14 protein-coding genes are annotated in these 16,039 nt (G+C 53.9%); 9 read left to right on the top strand and 5 right to left on the bottom strand.

The window, feature by feature from the left end:
• Positions 1-51: 51 nt before the first annotated feature.
• Positions 52-651 carry a cob(I)yrinic acid a,c-diamide adenosyltransferase gene (gene cobO / locus ACT3RQ_RS00875; protein WP_444638829.1) on the bottom strand — a complete coding sequence of 200 codons (600 nt, stop codon included), beginning with the start codon at positions 649-651 and terminating at the stop codon, positions 52-54.
• Between the two features lie 216 nt (positions 652-867).
• On the opposite strand from cobO, the gene ACT3RQ_RS00870 reads away from it, so the two are divergent.
• The 4 genes from ACT3RQ_RS00870 (at position 868) to ACT3RQ_RS00855 (ending at position 5,885) form a co-directional block, all read left to right on the top strand.
• Positions 868-1,353 carry a YajQ family cyclic di-GMP-binding protein gene (locus ACT3RQ_RS00870; protein WP_172116287.1) on the top strand — a complete coding sequence of 162 codons (486 nt, stop codon included), beginning with the start codon at positions 868-870 and terminating at the stop codon, positions 1,351-1,353.
• A gap of 98 nt (positions 1,354-1,451) precedes the next feature.
• On the top strand, positions 1,452-4,082 hold the full coding sequence (gene pepN / locus ACT3RQ_RS00865; RefSeq protein ID WP_444638832.1) for an aminopeptidase N: 2,631 nt from the start codon (positions 1,452-1,454) through the stop codon (positions 4,080-4,082).
• 38 nt (positions 4,083-4,120) lie between these two features.
• Positions 4,121-5,080: a lipid kinase YegS gene (gene yegS, locus ACT3RQ_RS00860; protein ID WP_444638834.1), complete on the top strand. Its 960-nt coding sequence runs from the start codon at positions 4,121-4,123 to the stop codon at positions 5,078-5,080.
• Positions 5,081-5,123: 43 nt separating this feature from the next.
• Positions 5,124-5,885 carry a hypothetical protein gene (locus ACT3RQ_RS00855; protein ID WP_444638835.1) on the top strand — a complete coding sequence of 254 codons (762 nt, stop codon included), beginning with the start codon at positions 5,124-5,126 and terminating at the stop codon, positions 5,883-5,885.
• 61 nt (positions 5,886-5,946) lie between these two features.
• Here the strand turns inward: ACT3RQ_RS00855 and ACT3RQ_RS00850 are convergent, their stop codons facing one another.
• Positions 5,947-6,150: a cold-shock protein gene (locus tag ACT3RQ_RS00850; protein WP_441677018.1), complete on the bottom strand. Its 204-nt coding sequence runs from the start codon at positions 6,148-6,150 to the stop codon at positions 5,947-5,949.
• Positions 6,151-6,285: 135 nt separating this feature from the next.
• Here ACT3RQ_RS00850 and ACT3RQ_RS00845 point away from each other — a divergent pair, with 135 nt between their 5' ends.
• Entirely contained in the window at positions 6,286-6,942 is a 657-nt protein-coding gene (locus tag ACT3RQ_RS00845) for a LysE family translocator (RefSeq protein ID WP_444638836.1), read from the top strand.
• Positions 6,943-6,997: 55 nt separating this feature from the next.
• Here ACT3RQ_RS00845 and ACT3RQ_RS00840 read toward each other — a convergent pair whose 3' ends face one another.
• On the bottom strand, positions 6,998-8,947 hold the full coding sequence (locus tag ACT3RQ_RS00840; RefSeq protein ID WP_444679764.1) for a transglycosylase SLT domain-containing protein: 1,950 nt from the start codon (positions 8,945-8,947) through the stop codon (positions 6,998-7,000).
• 101 nt (positions 8,948-9,048) lie between these two features.
• Between ACT3RQ_RS00840 and ACT3RQ_RS00835 the strand changes: the two genes are divergently transcribed.
• From ACT3RQ_RS00835 to sixA, 4 genes are all read left to right on the top strand, one after another.
• Positions 9,049-9,396 carry a YkvA family protein gene (locus ACT3RQ_RS00835; RefSeq protein WP_444638838.1) on the top strand — a complete coding sequence of 116 codons (348 nt, stop codon included), beginning with the start codon at positions 9,049-9,051 and terminating at the stop codon, positions 9,394-9,396.
• A gap of 102 nt (positions 9,397-9,498) precedes the next feature.
• Entirely contained in the window at positions 9,499-11,403 is a 1,905-nt protein-coding gene (htpG, locus tag ACT3RQ_RS00830; protein WP_444630076.1) for a molecular chaperone HtpG, read from the top strand.
• Between the two features lie 101 nt (positions 11,404-11,504).
• Positions 11,505-12,572, top strand: coding sequence for an NAD(P)H-dependent glycerol-3-phosphate dehydrogenase (locus tag ACT3RQ_RS00825; RefSeq protein WP_444679763.1), 1,068 nt, complete (start codon positions 11,505-11,507; stop codon positions 12,570-12,572).
• Positions 12,565-13,047 carry a phosphohistidine phosphatase SixA gene (gene sixA, locus ACT3RQ_RS00820; protein ID WP_444638842.1) on the top strand — a complete coding sequence of 161 codons (483 nt, stop codon included), beginning with the start codon at positions 12,565-12,567 and terminating at the stop codon, positions 13,045-13,047. The genes ACT3RQ_RS00825 and sixA overlap by 8 nt, the downstream gene beginning before the upstream one ends.
• 77 nt (positions 13,048-13,124) lie before the next feature.
• Here the strand turns inward: sixA and gatB are convergent, their stop codons facing one another.
• Complete coding sequence (gene gatB, locus ACT3RQ_RS00815; protein WP_444638844.1) at positions 13,125-14,579, bottom strand: Asp-tRNA(Asn)/Glu-tRNA(Gln) amidotransferase subunit GatB; 1,455 nt, start codon at positions 14,577-14,579, stop codon at positions 13,125-13,127.
• Positions 14,579-16,039: an Asp-tRNA(Asn)/Glu-tRNA(Gln) amidotransferase subunit GatA gene (gatA, locus tag ACT3RQ_RS00810; protein WP_444679762.1), complete on the bottom strand. Its 1,461-nt coding sequence runs from the start codon at positions 16,037-16,039 to the stop codon at positions 14,579-14,581. Before gatA ends, gatB begins: the two co-directional genes overlap by 1 nt.

Below are 16,039 nucleotides of genomic sequence, written 5' to 3'. Positions count from 1 at the left end.
GTCGGATGTATGAGAAGGGGTGCCTTGGCGCCCCTTTTTGGTAAATATTGATTAAAAATCAATGCCGCGACGTGCCTGTAGGCCATTATTAAAGGCGTGGCGAACTTCCTGCATTTCGGTGACGGTATCCGCCATGGCTATCAGTTCACGGTGCGCATTACGCCCCGTAATAATTACCGTCTGCTCGCTGGGGCGATTTTCAAGCGCCGCTTTAACGGTGGCGATATCCAGGTAGCCAAACTTGAGCATGTAGGTAATTTCATCCAGCACGACCAGGTAAGTGTTTGGGTCAGCCAGCATGCGCTCAGCCTCTTTCCAAACGGCCAAGCAGGCTTGAGTGTCGGCTTCACGGTTTTGGGTGTCCCAGGTAAAGCCCGTTGCCATAATTGCGACGTCAAGATTAGGGTCATCTTCCAAACGGTTGCGTTCGCCACACTCCCATAAGCCTTTAATAAACTGAATAACCCCCACGTGATAGCCATAGCCCAACGCACGGGTGACGGTGCCCCAGGCGGCCGTGGTCTTGCCTTTACCATTCCCGGTATTCACCAGCAGCAGTCCGCGCTGTTCTGTAGCGCTGGCTACTTTTTCATCCACGCGGGCTTTGAGTTTTTCCATCGACGTTTTATGGCGTGTATCGCGGTCTTTCACCGTCGCTTTCCTCTTAAAAGGCTGCATGAAGATTTCTAGCCTACGCCATATAGAGCTTGCAATGCCGTGATGATGGCTTAAATGTGAATAAAATTTATACAGTTGTTAAGCTTTTCCGTAGGAATCGAGGTTTTTGTGGCTAATCAATATCAGAATTGGCCGATAGGCAGCTTACTGCTCTAAAATAACCCTTCATAACTTGTCAGGAAAAATGCCATGCCCTCTTTTGATATTGTGTCGGAATTTGATCAGCACGAAGCGTCTAACGCCGTTGACCAGGCGAATCGTGAAGTGCAGTCGCGTTTTGATTTTAAAGGCGTTGACGCAAGCTTCGCCCTTGAAGGCGAAAAAGTGCAGTTAGAGGCCCAGGTCGATTTTCAACTCAAGCAGATGCTGGATGTACTGCGCGGTCGGTTAATTGCCAGAGGCATTGATGCGCGCTGCATGGATGTTCAAGACCCCGAGCTTTCCGGGGTGAAGGCGCGTCAGGAAGTCGTTTTGAAGCAGGGGCTTGATGCGGCAGAAGCCAAGGATGTGGTAAAGCGTATCAAGGCGAGTAAGCTTAAAGTCCAAGCGCAAATTCAAGGTGAAAAAGTTCGCGTGACCGGGAAAAAACGTGACGACTTACAAGGCGTCATGGCGCTTTTACGGGGTGAAGAGGGGCCTGAACTACCTCTGCAGTTTGATAATTTCCGCGATTAAGCCTTATCACGTGTAGGGCGGTGTCTATGCGCTGCCCCATTTTTTGCCACTCTTTTTGTCTACTCGCAACCATCGTTTATTACAGGAGCTAACGCACTATGTCTGATCCGCAGCCGGTTTATTTAAGCGACTATCAGCCGCCCGCCTACCAGGTCACCCATACCGAGCTGACGTTTGATCTTGACCCTGCTGCCACCCGTGTAAAAGCACGATTGTTGATTGAACGTAACGAAAACGTAGACGCCCAAACGCCTCTGGTGCTGAATGGCGAGCAGCTGTCGCTAATCTCGTTGGCCATTGATGGCACACCGCTAGCGGAAGCGGATTACCAGTTGGATGAGGGCAGCCTGCGTATTATGCAGGTGCCGGCAACGTTCAGCCTTGAAAGTGAGGTAGAAATTGCGCCTGGTGCTAACACTGCTTTGGAGGGACTTTACCAGTCGAGTGGTATGTACTGTACCCAGTGTGAAGCGGAAGGTTTTCGGCGCATTACGTTCTACCCAGACCGCCCGGATGTGATGGCCACCTTTACCGTCACGGTCATTGGTGATCAAAACAACGAACCCGTTTTGCTGGCCAACGGCAACCCCGTGGACAGCGGTATATTGGAAAATGGTCGCCATTTCGTGAAATGGGAAGATCCGCATCCTAAACCGTGCTACCTGTTTGCGTTGGTAGCGGGTGATTTACACAAGGTTGAGGACCACTTTTCTACCATGAGCGGCCGTGATGTCACGCTGCAAATTTGGGTAGAGGAGGAAAATCTGGATAAAACCGAACACGCCATGGCTTCGCTCAAACGTTCCATGGCGTGGGATGAACAGACCTATGGCCGCGAATATGACCTTGATCTGTTTATGATCGTGGCCGTTAACGATTTCAATATGGGAGCGATGGAAAACAAGGGGCTGAATATTTTCAACTCTGCCGCTGTACTGACGCATCCCAATACCGCTACCGATGCCACGTTTCAAAACGTGGAAGGCATTGTGGCCCACGAATATTTTCATAACTGGTCCGGCAATCGAGTGACCTGTCGTGACTGGTTCCAGCTATCGCTGAAAGAAGGCTTTACCGTTTTTAGGGACCAGTGTTTTTCCGCTGATACCAACTCGGCGCCGGTTAAGCGTATTCAAGATGTGTCTTTTTTCCGTACGGCGCAGTTTGCAGAAGATGCAGGGCCCACTGCGCATCCTGTGCGCCCCGACCACTACATTGAAATCACCAATTTCTATACCCTGACTATTTATGAAAAGGGTGCAGAAGTAGTGCGTATGCTGTGTAACCTGGTGGGGTGGGAAAATTTCCGCCAAGGGGCCGATGCCTACTTTGAGCGCTTTGATGGTCAGGCGGTCACCATTGAAGACTTTGTTGGCTGTATGGAAGAGGCGTCGGGCCAAACACTTGATCAATTTATGCGCTGGTACGCGCAGGCAGGTACGCCAGAGATTGATGTCCACGGCGAATACGACTATGTACATAGTGAATACAGGCTAACGCTTCGGCAACGCACGCCTGCCACGCCCGGCCAAACCGAGAAGCAGCCACTGCATATCCCTGTGCGGATGGGGCTGGTGGGAACCAAGTCTGGTCAGGACTTAACGCTGACCATGGCCGGGGAAGTACTGGGCAAGGATGCGGTGATCCATTTACGCGATAACGAGCAGACCTTTGTCTTTACCGATGTGGCCGAAGCGCCAGTACCGTCACTGCTGCGTGACTTCTCGGCGCCAGTGAAGCTACATTTCCCCTATTCACGTGAAGAACTGGCATTTTTGCTCACCCATGATAGTGATGGTTTTAACCGCTGGGATGCCGGTCAGCGCTTGGCCATGCTGGCGTTGGACGATCTGATCGCGGCGCATCGTAATGGCGTTGAAAAAGTCATGGATGGCCGCGTTACGGAAGCCTTTAGAGCGCTGCTGACAAGCTCGACGTCTGACAAGGCGGTGCTTGCCGAGATGCTAACCCTACCTTCTGAGGCCTACATTGCCGAGCAGCAGCCTATTGTCGATGTCGATGCGATTCACGCGGCGCGTGAGTTTGTGCGCCAATCATTGGCGTTAGCACTTCGCGCTGAATTTGTGGCCACGTTTGAAGCCAATCGCTCGGAGGAGGCTTACGCGCCAACGCCTGAGCAAATCGCCCAGCGTAGTCTCAAAAACATAGCGCTTAGCTATTTGATGTCGATTGAGGATGAGCAGGCGATTGCATTTTGTCAGGCCCAGTTTGCCGCTGACCACAATATGACCGATGTGCGCCATGCGCTAACGCTGCTGGTGCATAGCGAACGTGATGACGTGTCGTCACCCGCTTTAAAAGCGTTTGGTGAAAAATGGGCGCATGATTCGCTGGTTATGGACCAGTGGTTTACGATTCAAGTGACGCGGCCGCAGTCTGATGTGCTGGAGCGTGTCGAGTTCTTGATGCAGCATCCGGCATTTTCAATCAAGAACCCAAACAAAGTACGTGCGCTAGTGGGTGCTTTTACGCAAAATCGGGTTAATTTCCATCGCCTGGATGGTAAGGGTTACGCGCTGCTTGCCGATGTGGTGATTGAGCTTAATCGGCTAAACCCGGAAATTGCCGCGCGATTGGTTACCCCGCTAACACGCTGGCAGCGTTTTGACGAAGCGCGCCAGGCCTTAATGCATGCGCAGTTGCAACGTATCAAAAAAGAGCCGCTATCTTCGAACGTATATGAAGTAGTTGAAAAAGCGCTGGCGTAAGCACTCCTAGCGTTCCAACCATGAAAGGGAAGCCATTGGTGAACGATTCACAACCGCATTTTTTACTGATTATAAATGGTAAATCAGCCGGGAACCCGGCACTGCGTGAAGCCGTTGAAGAGCAGCGTGAGGCAGGGATGCCGATTACCGTGCGCTCAACATGGGAGGGCGGTGACGCCGCTCTCTTTGCCGAGCAGGCATGTGATATGGGCATCACCCATGTCATCGCCTGCGGCGGCGATGGCACTGTTAACGAAGTGGTTAACGGGCTAATGCGTGTCGCTCATGATAAGCGTCCCGCTTTGGGCGTTGTGCCGCTGGGCAGTGCCAACGACTTTGCTACCTCCACGGGGTTACCGTTGGAGCCAAGCCCTGCGCTGGCAGAGGCAAGGACACTAAGCGCATACCCTGTTGATGTCGTACGAGTAACGGCTGAGGCTAATAATAAAACCGTCGTTCAGTACTACGTCAACATGACCACGGGCGGATTTGGGGCGGAAATTACCTCTTCAACACCGAAGACGCTGAAACGCTTGTTAGGCGGAGGTGCGTACTCCTTAATGGGAGCGCTTAAAGCCTGGCGGCATCGCAGCTATCGTGGCACGCTTCACTGGGGCGATAAAGAGCAGGATGTCTCGCTGCTGTTATTGGCGTTAGGTAATGGCCGGCAATCAGGCGGCGGACAGGTGCTCGCCCCACGTGCCAAGCTTGATGATGGCCGCTTGGATGTTCTTCTGGTGAAGGATTTTAGCTCCGTAACGGAACTGCCGACGCTGATTAGCGAGCTTCAGAGCTTTCCCTCTGATGGGCAGTATGTACGCTATTTCACAGCGACTGAGCTGACGGTCACAACTCAGAAAGATGATCCCGCTTGGCCCTTAACGCTGGACGGCGAAATGTGTCAGTATGATCGTTTTTGCGTTGAAGTGGTGCCGTTGGCGCTGCACGTTTTATTGCCTGAGGGTTGCTCGTTACTGTCAGCAAATGACCGACACTGATCGTAGTCTGTCTTTAAAAGCGTTATTTAAGAAGGGGAATCTAATGGTAAACCGTTTATGGATACCGGTTGTTGCCACCTTGGCACTATTGCTAAGCGCATGTGGTGACTCTCAAGAAGAGACTGATGCGACACCGGATGAGCCTTCATCGGTTTCTGATGAAGACGTTGTGCAAGAGGAAGAAGCGCCGGCCGCCGCTGAAAATGCCGCGGATATGCCAAGTCCTGCGGAGGTAGAGGATGACGTTGAGGCGCGCCAGGCCGCTGAAGAGCTAGAGCAGGCCGAGGCGCTGCGTGATGACATGCAAGATGATGCGGTCAACGCTGACGAGTCCGAGGCCCAAGAGGCCCAAGAGGTAACGGCAGGCGAAGACACTCTGGCGGCGGACCCTGATGAGATACTGCAAGAGGGTGGCGCATTGCCAGGAGAGGCAACGCGCTCCGACGTCGATCAAATGATTGAAGAGACTGAGCAGCGCTTTCAGGAAGCCCAACGGCGCTTAAATGAGCAGTTTGAAGAAGCAGAGCAACAAGCCGAAGAGTACGATGCTATTGAGCAAGAAGCATTGTCCAATGAGTGGGAAACACAGAGCAGCCTACCCGAAAGCCCTCGCTTGGAAGATAACCGGGAAGCTACCGATGTTGATGCATTGATTGAGGATACCGAACGCCGCTTTGAGGAAGCCCAAAAGCGCCTTGAAGAGCAGTTTCAGGAAATCGAGCGTGAACATAATGGCAGTAGTAGCCGTGGGGTTATTCTGAATGAAGACGCAGGCAGCGATAATACTAACGCTACTCATCAATAAGGCGCGTTGAGCAGGCAATAAAAAGGCCCGCCTTGGCGGGCCTCGCTACATTCGGCCATGATTAAGCAAGGCGAATGGTAGAAGCCTGAAGGCCCTTTTTACCCTGCGTTACCTCAAAGCTGACTTTTTGACCATCTTGCAGGGTCTTGAAGCCTTCCGCTTGAATTTCGGAGAAGTGCGCAAACAGGTCGTCACTGCCATCATCGGGTGAGATGAAGCCGTAACCTTTCGTATCGTTGAACCACTTGACGGTGCCAGTTGCCATTAGTCGTTTCCTTAACGTGCCTATAATGATCAAGCGAACCTGCATAGGATTCGCCCGCCAAAATCAATGTAGATGCAAAAAAATGGGTCGTCCAGTAACAATCTAATGTTTCTTAACTTTTGTTGAGCCACGTATATGTTGTCAATACAGCTTGTAGATTCTCAGTTTGTGGCCTTTTTGGTCGCTATTACGCTGTTGTCGATTACGCCTGGCGTGGATACCTTGCTGGTTATCCGTAACACTGCCCGAGGCGGGACTCGGGACGGCATTGCCACCAGCTTAGCGATCTGCTGCGGTCTGTTTGTACACGCGACCATCTCGGCATTAGGTATTTCACTGATTCTGCTTCAGTCGGCCTGGGCATTTCATCTATTAAAGTTGGTCGGGGCGGGGTATCTGGTATGGCTAGGGGGCACCAGTTTGTTAGCCGCAAGGCGTGGCCAGCCATTACCGGTCAAAGGGGTGATCGGTGCTGCTTCTCCTGTTCCGCTTTGGCAGCCCATTAAGGAAGGCTTGCTGTCCAATGTATTGAATCCAAAAACGATTATTTTTTATATGGCTTTTTTGCCTCAGTTTATTGCGCCGGGTGATCCGGCGTTGGTCAAGTCCCTGTGGCTAGCAGGTGTCCACTTTATCATTGCCAATATCTGGCAAATCAGCGTGGTATTCATGGTGGGAGGCGCCAGCAAGTGGCTCGCCAGCGTGCGCTTTGCGCAGGTGTTAAATGCCGCGACAGGCGCGGTGCTGGTCGCGTTTGGGCTTCGTTTGGCGATGGAGCAGCGCCCAGTATAACTGGGCGCTTGGTAAGTAAACTGACCAGGCAGTAAGCGTGATTACCTTTGTACGCTTATTGACGAGCCAGCAAAGCGCGGTCGTAACGTACCTGTTGTTCACTATCACTCAACAGTGAAACACCTTCGCTGTTACCACCGTTGGCCAAACTTTCAAAAATTACCCGATAGCTAAGCACCGCCTGCACATAATCGCGTGTTTCTTTAAAGGGAATGCTTTCCACAAACAGATCAAATGACTCCATACCGCTTCCCAGCCACTGATCAACACGCCCAGGACCAGCATTATAGGCCGCAGCGGCGGCAAGTCGGTTACCCTGATAGCGGTTAAGCTTGTCGCGCAGATAAGTGCTGCCCAGGCGAATATTAAGTTCAGGGTCAAGAATGCCGTAAGGCCCTGGGTCACTAATACCCAGTTGGCGACTTACCAGGCTTGCCGTGCCGGGCATTAACTGCATCAAACCGCGGGCGCCTGCTGGAGAGAGTGCTACTGGGTTATAGGCACTTTCACGACGGGTAATCGCCATTAGCATATACGGGTCTACACCGGTTTGGTGGCCCCAGTGCATAAAGCTCTCCCGGTAAGCCTCGGGGAAACGCCAATCAAGCGCATCCCACATGCTGCCAGCAATCGTGGTCTGTACCAGGCGTGCATGCCACTGTTGATGGGCTGCATAATCGGCCAGGGCGCGCGCCTGCTGGGGCGTGCCATTTTTCACCGCATACAGCCATTCGCTATTGGCAAGGCCGTCTTCGCCAATGCGTAGCAGCGCTTCGGTACGCTGGACAACGGGGAGGCGTGCAGTGCGTTCGCGTGAAGCCTCATCAAAATGATTGCGCTCAAGATTGAGTTGGTAAGGCTGGCCAAGTTGTTCAGCGGCCGCAAACCCATAAAAGCTGCGGTCGGTCGCCGCCTGACGGTAGCGAGCGGTGGCTGCCTCCTGGCTGCCCAGCTGTTCGTTGGCACGCCCCAGCCAGTACTGCCAGCGGCTGTTTTCTTGTTGGCTGGTGGGCATTTCCGCAATCCAGTGAATCACCTCCTGCCACTGCCGGTCTGCCAATGCACGGCGTACGCGTAGCTCAAGCACGCGCTCGCTATCCAGCGAGGGCAGAACGTCATCTACCCAGCCTAAGGCGCCGGGTACATTGCGTACCAGTGCATAGAAAGCCAGCTCTTCTTCAATGGTTTGCTGATCACTGGGTAGAAGGTTCAAGTTGGGCGCGATGGTTTGCCAGCTACTCAATGCGGCCGGGGTATCTTCACGGGTGAACCGTTGCATCGCAGCTTTGTAGAAACTGGCGGTTGCCGCGCATTCAGGACCAAGACAAGCGGGCGCTGAGGTGACCGCGCGGGTATTGGTATTCACTTGGTCGGCGGTTTCAATCGCGGTGTGCCACTGGCCGCTGAGCAGCCCGTCTAAATAGGCTGAGAGACGATCCTCACCGGCTTGCCAAGCGAGCATTCTTCGCTCCCAGATAGCCGTTGCATCAATCGTGCCGTTAGCCCGCAGGCGGTCAAACAGGGGGTCACACGCATCGGGCTGAGAGCTGCCTTCAAGCCAAAGTGCAAGGCCTGCCTCGGCGGCCTGCTGGGGCTGTGAATCCAGTATGGCCGTATAGTAATAACACTGGCGAGCGGTGCCTGCAGGTTCGCCATCGGCAACGGCCAGCAAATCGCTATAACGCCCCGCGTGGCCATACTGGGCAATGGCCTGACCGCGTAGCCACTCAGAAAGCGGAGAGTCGTTATGCTGGTCAATAAAGCGTTGTACTTGGGCCGTCGAGACGTTGGGTAGTTGATTGCGTAATCGGTGGTAATCGACATAGCCGCTCAGCACATGACCTTCAATAGCGCGCTCGTCGATGTGGTTCCACTGTTGTTGACGAGCGGCTTCTAACGCATCGCGCATAGCGGTATCAGAAGCGGCCCATGAGGCAGTGGGTAAGCCCACCAGGATTGCCGCGCATAAAGTGCGAAAAGGGGATCTGAATGGCGATGCCTGCATAATTTTCTCTCTTTCTCGCTAACGGATTGGCAACCGCTAATAGTGAACGAAATGGGCAAATAGTGTTCAGACAATCGTGACACTTGGAGGATTCAATTACGATGGCTCGATTATCCACGTTGTGGCTATTTCGTCGACTTAAATCCCGCCTCTGGGCTGTAAAACGTATCGGACGCGCACTGAAACTGTTTGTGCCCATGACGTCTGATGTCCTGAGCGGTCGCTTTCGACCTGTGCCCTGGGCTGCCTTTGGCATGATGGCACTGGCGCTTGCCTACCTTGCAATGCCGTTCGATTTAATTCCGGACTTTCTCGTTTTCATAGGTCTGATTGACGATGTCATTATCGTTGGCTGGCTTCTCAACCGTATCGACCAGCGCTTGGCAGATTACCGCGTCTGGAAGTACGGCGATATTGATATCGCTACTTCTCAACACTCACCTTCTTGAAATCGCTCTGCTTATCCCCATATCCAACTCACACATTTTTTCGTTCCTGTCTCATTGGGAGGCAGGAACTCTAAACAAACGTGATTGATGAGGGCTAGGCGAATGTCAACAGCGACCCACGAAGAAACGTTAGGCTTTCAAACAGAAGTTAAGCAGCTTCTCAACCTGATGATTCACTCCCTGTATTCCAACCGGGAGATTTTCCTGCGTGAGCTTATCTCTAACGCCGCGGATGCCTGTGACAAACTGCGCTACGCGGCGCTAGATAACGATGCGCTGTACGAAGGCGACAGCGAGCTTCGGGTAGAAATTGAGCACGATAAAGAAGCCAATACCATTACGTTGCGCGACAACGGTATTGGTATGAACCGCGAAGACGTTATCGCTAATCTGGGCACCATCGCCCGCTCAGGCACCGCTGAGTTTTTAAAGCAGATGTCAGGCGAGCAGCAAAAAGATGCCAAGTTGATCGGCCAGTTCGGTGTAGGTTTCTACTCAGGCTTTATTGTGGCTGATGAAGTGGCAGTGCGTACCCGCAAAGCCGGGACGGCCGCCTCTGAAGGCGTTGAGTGGCGCTCTAAAGGCGAAGGTGAGTTTACCGTCGCTGATATTGAGCGCGAGCTTCACGGCACCGAAATTACGCTTTATCTGAAAGAAGACGCGAAAGAGTTTGCTGACGATTACCGCCTTCAAAACCTGGTGCGCAAGTACTCTGATCATATTGAAGTGCCCGTGCGCATGCCCAAGACCGAAACGGCCAAGGATGATGAAGGCAACGACATCGAAGGCAGCGAAGTCACCACGTGGGAAACCGTTAACGAAGCCACTGCACTCTGGGCGCGCCCCAAGAGCGATGTTTCTGATGACGAGTACAAGGCGTTTTATAAGCACGTTGCCCATGACTTTAGCGACCCGCTTGCCTGGAGCCACAACAAGGTAGAGGGCAAACTTGAGTACACTAGTTTACTCTACGTGCCGGGCCGGGCGCCTTTTGATATGTATGAGCGTGATGGCGCTCGCGGCGTTAAGCTTTATGTGCAGCGCGTATTTATCATGGATGACGCTGAACAGTTCCTGCCGCTCTACCTGCGCTTTATCAAAGGCGTATTGGATACGCGCGATCTGTCGCTCAACGTTTCCCGCGAGCTTTTGCAGCAGGACCCGCAGGTCGACAAGATCAAAGGGGCGCTGACCAAGCGTGCGCTGGATATGCTTAAAAAGCTTTCCAAGGACAGCGAAGAGTACCAAACCTTCTGGAATACCTTCGGCAGCGTGCTGAAGGAAGGTCCAGGCGAAGATTTCGCCAACCGCGAGAAAGTCGCCGGTCTTTTACGCTTTGCGTCGACGCACAGCGACACAGCTACCCAGGATCAATCGCTTGCCGACTACGTCGAGCGCATGAAAGAAGGCCAGCAGAAGATCTACTACGTGGTAGCAGATAGCTTCAATGCGGCGAAAAACAGCCCGCACCTGGAGATCTTCCGCAAGAAAGGTATCGAAGTTCTGCTGCTGTCTGACCGTATTGATGAGTGGCTGATGAGCCATTTGACCGAGTTTGACGGTAAATCCTTTGCGGATGTTGCCAAAGGCGAGCTGGACCTTGGTGATGTCGAAGACGAAGCCGAGAAAAAGGCTCAGGAAGAGACAGCCAAGGCGAAAGAAGATCTGTTGAAGCGTGTTAAAGAAGCGCTTAGCGATGGCGTTCAGGACGTCAAGGTTACCCATCGTTTGACCGACTCTCCGGCTTGCGTCGTGCTGCCTGAGCATGAGATGGGCTTTCAAATGCGCCGCATTATGGAAGCCGCCGGGCAAAAAATGCCGGACGTTAAGCCCATTTTAGAGCTCAATCCGGAGCACCCACTGGTAACACGCCTGGAAGGAGCAGAAGGCGAGATCTTCACACAGCTAGCGCATATCCTGCTTGACCAGGCGATTATCGCCGAGGGCGGTCATCTGGACGACCCAGCCGCTTATGTGAAGCGTCTAAACAGCGTACTGACCGCTTAATCGTCGTTGCTACCTTTCACGGCCCGTTTGGATTCCCAAGCGGGCCGTTTGTTTTGATAAAGTAGCTGTTACTTTTCGCGTGATTTTTTCAGGACATCCTTATGGCTGAGCAGCAAATCAAGGTCGCGGTGCTGGGAGGTGGCAGTTTCGGTACGGCGCTTGCCAGCATCGCGGCGGATAACGGTGCCCATGTGCGTCAATGGATGCGAGACGAAGCGCTGGTCGCACAAATTAATCAAGAGCACCGTAACGGTCGCTACTTGCCTCACTATGCGATGAATCCTGCCGTTCAAGCCTCAACGGACCTGCACACGGTGCTGGACGATGCCGAGCTTGTGCTTATCGCCATTCCCTCAAAGGCGTTTCGAAGCGTGGTGCAGGCCGCGAAACCTTGGCTAAAGGCCAGCCAAATTCTGGTCAGTACCACCAAAGGTATTGAGTCGGATAGCTTTCTGCTGATGAGTCAGGTGTTAGCGGATGAAACCGGCTTTTCCCATATTGGCGTCATCGCAGGCCCCAACCTTGCCTCAGAAATAGCCGATAAGCAGCTAACGGCGACAGTGATTGCCAGTGCCGATGCGCTAACGCGCACCCGTGTACAGCAAGCATTGGGCTGTCGCTACTTTCGTGTTTATGCCAGCAATGATCGCCACGGGGTGGAGTTGGGCGGTGCACTTAAGAATATTTACGCCATTGCGGCGGGCATGGCCGCTGCGTTGGGTATGGGGGAAAATACCCGCAGCATGCTAATGACTCGGGCGCTGGCTGAAATGAGCCGCTTTGCCGTGGCCCAGGGGGCTAACCCCATGACATTCCTTGGCCTTGCCGGGGTGGGCGACTTGATTGTGACCTGCTCGTCGAACCTGTCGCGTAATTATCGCGTGGGGTATGCCATGGGCGAGGGGCGCAGCCTTGAAGAGGCTGTTTCCGCGCTTGGCCAAGTGGCTGAAGGTGTCAATACGGTTAAGCTGGTGTGTGCCAAGGCGCAGGAAATGGGCGTATATATGCCGCTTGCCGAAGGCCTCTCCCATGTTCTCTTCGGCGGTGTGCCTGCCCAGGAGATGGCGCGTACGCTGATGATGGGCGAGCAGAGCAGTGATGTAGAATTTATTCTGCCCCGCGAGGCAGTTCAGCAGGCTCATTTGGATAATCGAGGCTGGCATGAGTAGCTTATTCATTATGCGCCACGGAGAAGCCGCGCCCGGCTTTCCGGATAGCAAACGGCTGCTCACCCCGCAGGGGGAGCGCGAAGCCGCCATGATGGTGCAATGGCTGGCTGCACGCTTGGCAAAAGGGGAGCTTTTCGTACCGGTTCTCTATGCAAGCCCCTACGCCCGTGCGCAACAAACGGCACGTATTGTCGCTGAGGCATTAGGCTGTTCGCTAAGCACGCTGGACTTTATAACCCCAGAGGATGACCCGGCCAAGGTAAGCGATTGGTTGTTAACACAGCCAGACTGCGCGCCGATAATGCTGGTCAGCCATATGCCGCTGGTGGGTAATCTGACGGAACTGCTGGTGGAGGGCAGGCCGGGCCAGGGGCTGGGGTTCGACACCGCGGGCATTGCGGAGTTAGAGGCAGATGTATGGGCAGCAGGCTGCGCTCAGTTAGCGCGTTATATGTCGCCAGGTCAGTTGGCTTGAAAGAACCGTTTTAAGGTAATAAAAACGGCGGCCCCTGGGCCACCGTTCGCGTTGCTGCACGAGCCAAACGTTGATGCTTACAGCAGCGCGTCGAGCTTCTCTTTTAACACGCCGTTAACCTGCTGGGGGTTAGCCGTGCCGCGCGAGGCTTTCATTACCTGACCCACAAAGTAGCCAATCATCTTGCCGCGTTTTTCAGGTTCTGCGTCGCGATACTGCGCGACCTGAGCCGGGCTTTCAGAAATCACCTGGTCGATCATGGCTTCAATCGCGCCGGTATCAGTGACCTGTTTAAGCCCTTTGGCTTCGATGATGGCGTCGGCGCTTTCGCCCTGGCCATTCCAAAGCGCCTGGAAGACCTGCTTAGCGGCTTTGCCGTTGATCGTATCGTCAATCACTCGGCTAAGTAGCTCGCCCAGCTGGCGCGCCGATATCGGGCTACTGTTGATGGCGAGGTTCTCACGGTTAAGCGCCCCGGAAAGCTCGCCCTGTACCCAGTTTGCGGCCTGCTTGGCATCACCGCAACCTTGGTGAACCTCCTCAAAGAACTCGGCCATTTCACGGCTGGCAGACAGCACCGAGGCGTCATAAGCAGAAAGGCCTAGCTCACTCTTGAAGCGCTCACGCTTGTCGGCGGGCAGTTCAGGCAGTTGGCTGCGTAAGTGGTCCAGGTAAGCGTTATCAAGTACGACGGGCAGTAGGTCGGGGCAGGGGAAGTAGCGGTAGTCGTTGGCTTCCTCTTTGGTCCGCATGCTGCGGGTTTCATCGCGCTCAGGATCAAACAGGCGTGTCTCCTGGACAACGGTGCCACCGTCTTCGATGAGCTCAATCTGGCGCTCTACTTCAAACGCAATCGCCCGCTCGACAAAGCGGAACGAGTTAACATTTTTGATCTCTGCCCGAGTGCCAAAGGCTTCCTGACCTTTCGGGCGCACGGACACGTTTACATCGCAGCGCATTGAGCCTTCGGCCATATTGCCGTCGGAAATGCCCAGGTACGTAACGATGGAGTGAATCGCCTTAAGATACGCGGCGGCTTCTTTGGCGCTGCTCATATCCGGCTCGGAAACGATCTCTAGCAGCGGGGTGCCTGCACGGTTTAAATCGATGCCGGTCATGCCTAAAAAGTCTTCGTGCAGCGACTTGCCAGCGTCTTCTTCCAGATGCGCATGGTGAATGCGAATACGCTTGGTAGTATCGTCATCCAGGGTAATTTCCACGTCCCCAGGGCCCACTATGGGCTGATACATCTGGCTGGTTTGATAGCCTTTGGGTAGGTCCGCGTAGAAGTAGTTTTTGCGATCAAATACCGATACTTCAGCAATATCCGCATGGACCGCTAGACCAAACTGAACGGCCATGGCCACGGCCTGCTCGTTGAGCACAGGCAGCGTTCCTGGAAGGCCCAAATCAACTGCACACGCCTGAGTGTTTGGCTCGGCGCCAAACGCGGTAGAAGCACCAGAGAAAATCTTGGAGCGAGTCGCGAGCTGTACGTGGACTTCCAGCCCAATTACGGTTTCCCATTGCATTAGGCGTGCTCCTCGGCAATAGCAGGAAGTTGAAGGTGCCAGTCGGTCGCTTGCTGATACTGGTGCGCCACATTTAAAAGCTGCGCTTCAGCAAAGTGCGTACCCAGAATCTGTAAGCCTACTGGGCGGCCGCCGGCAAAGCCTGCGGGTACGCTGATGCCGGGGATGCCCGCCAGGTTCACGGCAATCGTATAAATATCCTGCAGATACATCGAGACCGGATCCTTTTTGGCACCCAGGTCAAAGGCCGGCGTCGGTGAGGCCGGGCCCATCAAGACGTCAACATCTTCAAACGCGTCTAAAAAATCCTGGCGAATCAAGCGGCGAACTTTCTGCGCTTTGGTGTAGTAGGCGTCAAAAAAGCCTTCAGAAAGAGTATGCGTACCAATCAGAATGCGTCGTTTGACCTCTTCACCGAAGCCTTCGGCACGGCTGCGCATGTAAAGATCGACTAAATCGACCGGCTCATTGCAGCGGTGACCAAAGCGCACGCCGTCATAGCGCGACAGGTTGGAGGAAGCTTCCGCAGGGGCGATGACGTAGTAGGCCGGAATCGCATAGTGAGTATGCGGAAGGCTCACTTCGCGTACCGTCGCACCCAGTGACTCATACACGCTTACCGCGTCACGCACGGCTTTTTCGACCTCGGGGTCTAGCCCATCACCAAAATACTCTTTTGGTAGGCCGATTTTTAGACCTGAAAGCGGAGCATTGAGGGTTTCGGTGTAGTCCGGCACGCCGCGAGCGACGCTAGTGGAGTCGCGTACGTCGTGACCCGCAATCACGTTCATCAAATGCGCGCAGTCGGAAGCCGAACGGGCCATTGGACCTGCCTGGTCCAGGCTGGATGCGTAGGCAATGATGCCGTAGCGCGAAACGCGCCCGTAAGTGGGCTTCAAGCCCGTAATGCCGCAAAAAGCCGCCGGCTGGCGAATAGAGCCGCCGGTATCGGTACCCATGGCCGCAGGCACAAGGCCGGCGGCGACTGCTGCAGCGCTTCCGCCGGAACTGCCGCCGGGAACAGCGGTTGAATCCCAAGGGTTTTTAACCGCACCGTAGTAGCTATTCTCATTGGAGGAGCCCATGGCGAACTCATCCATATTGGTTTTACCCAGGCTGATGGTGCCGGCCGCATTCAGCTTCTCTACGACGGTGGCATCATACGGCGCGATGAAGTTATCCAGCATTTTGGAGCCACAGCTGGTTTTTACATCGCGTGTACAAAAAATATCTTTTAACGCCAAAGGAATGCCGGTAAGCAGCCCGGCATTACCGGCTGCGCGTGCTTTATCGGCCGCTTCGGCCTGATTAAGCGCCTGTTCAGCGGTCACGGTAATAAAGCTGTTGATCTTGCTATCTGTTTTTTCAATTTTTTGTAAATAGTGCGAGGTTAACTCGCGGCTGGAAAACTCACCACTTTTTAAGGCGGCAGCGAGTTGCGTTAACGTTTTATCAAGCAT

The sequence above is a fragment of the Halomonas sp. AOP43-D1-4 genome (assembly GCF_052446175.1).
GTDB lineage: Bacteria > Pseudomonadota > Gammaproteobacteria > Pseudomonadales > Halomonadaceae > Vreelandella > Vreelandella citrativorans.
The sequence above is the reverse complement of the archived record's forward strand: the minus strand, read 5'-3'. Positions and strand labels throughout refer to the sequence as shown.

Excerpts from the sequence above, each read along its gene's own strand:
- ACT3RQ_RS00870 (WP_172116287.1), top strand. The coding sequence starts at position 868 with ATGCCCTCTTTTGATATTGTGTCGGAATTTGATCAGCACGAAGCGTCT.
- pepN (WP_444638832.1), top strand. The coding sequence starts at position 1,452 with ATGTCTGATCCGCAGCCGGTTTATTTAAGCGACTATCAGCCGCCCGCC.
- ACT3RQ_RS00855 (WP_444638835.1), top strand. The coding sequence starts at position 5,124 with ATGGTAAACCGTTTATGGATACCGGTTGTTGCCACCTTGGCACTATTG.
- ACT3RQ_RS00850 (WP_441677018.1), bottom strand. The coding sequence starts at position 6,150 with ATGGCAACTGGCACCGTCAAGTGGTTCAACGATACGAAAGGTTACGGC.
- ACT3RQ_RS00845 (WP_444638836.1), top strand. The coding sequence starts at position 6,286 with ATGTTGTCAATACAGCTTGTAGATTCTCAGTTTGTGGCCTTTTTGGTC.
- ACT3RQ_RS00840 (WP_444679764.1), bottom strand. The coding sequence starts at position 8,947 with ATGCAGGCATCGCCATTCAGATCCCCTTTTCGCACTTTATGCGCGGCA.
- ACT3RQ_RS00835 (WP_444638838.1), top strand. The coding sequence starts at position 9,049 with ATGGCTCGATTATCCACGTTGTGGCTATTTCGTCGACTTAAATCCCGC.
- htpG (WP_444630076.1), top strand. The coding sequence starts at position 9,499 with ATGTCAACAGCGACCCACGAAGAAACGTTAGGCTTTCAAACAGAAGTT.
- ACT3RQ_RS00825 (WP_444679763.1), top strand. The coding sequence starts at position 11,505 with ATGGCTGAGCAGCAAATCAAGGTCGCGGTGCTGGGAGGTGGCAGTTTC.
- sixA (WP_444638842.1), top strand. The coding sequence starts at position 12,565 with ATGAGTAGCTTATTCATTATGCGCCACGGAGAAGCCGCGCCCGGCTTT.
- gatB (WP_444638844.1), bottom strand. The coding sequence starts at position 14,579 with ATGCAATGGGAAACCGTAATTGGGCTGGAAGTCCACGTACAGCTCGCG.
- gatA (WP_444679762.1), bottom strand. The coding sequence starts at position 16,039 with ATGCTTGATAAAACGTTAACGCAACTCGCTGCCGCCTTAAAAAGTGGT.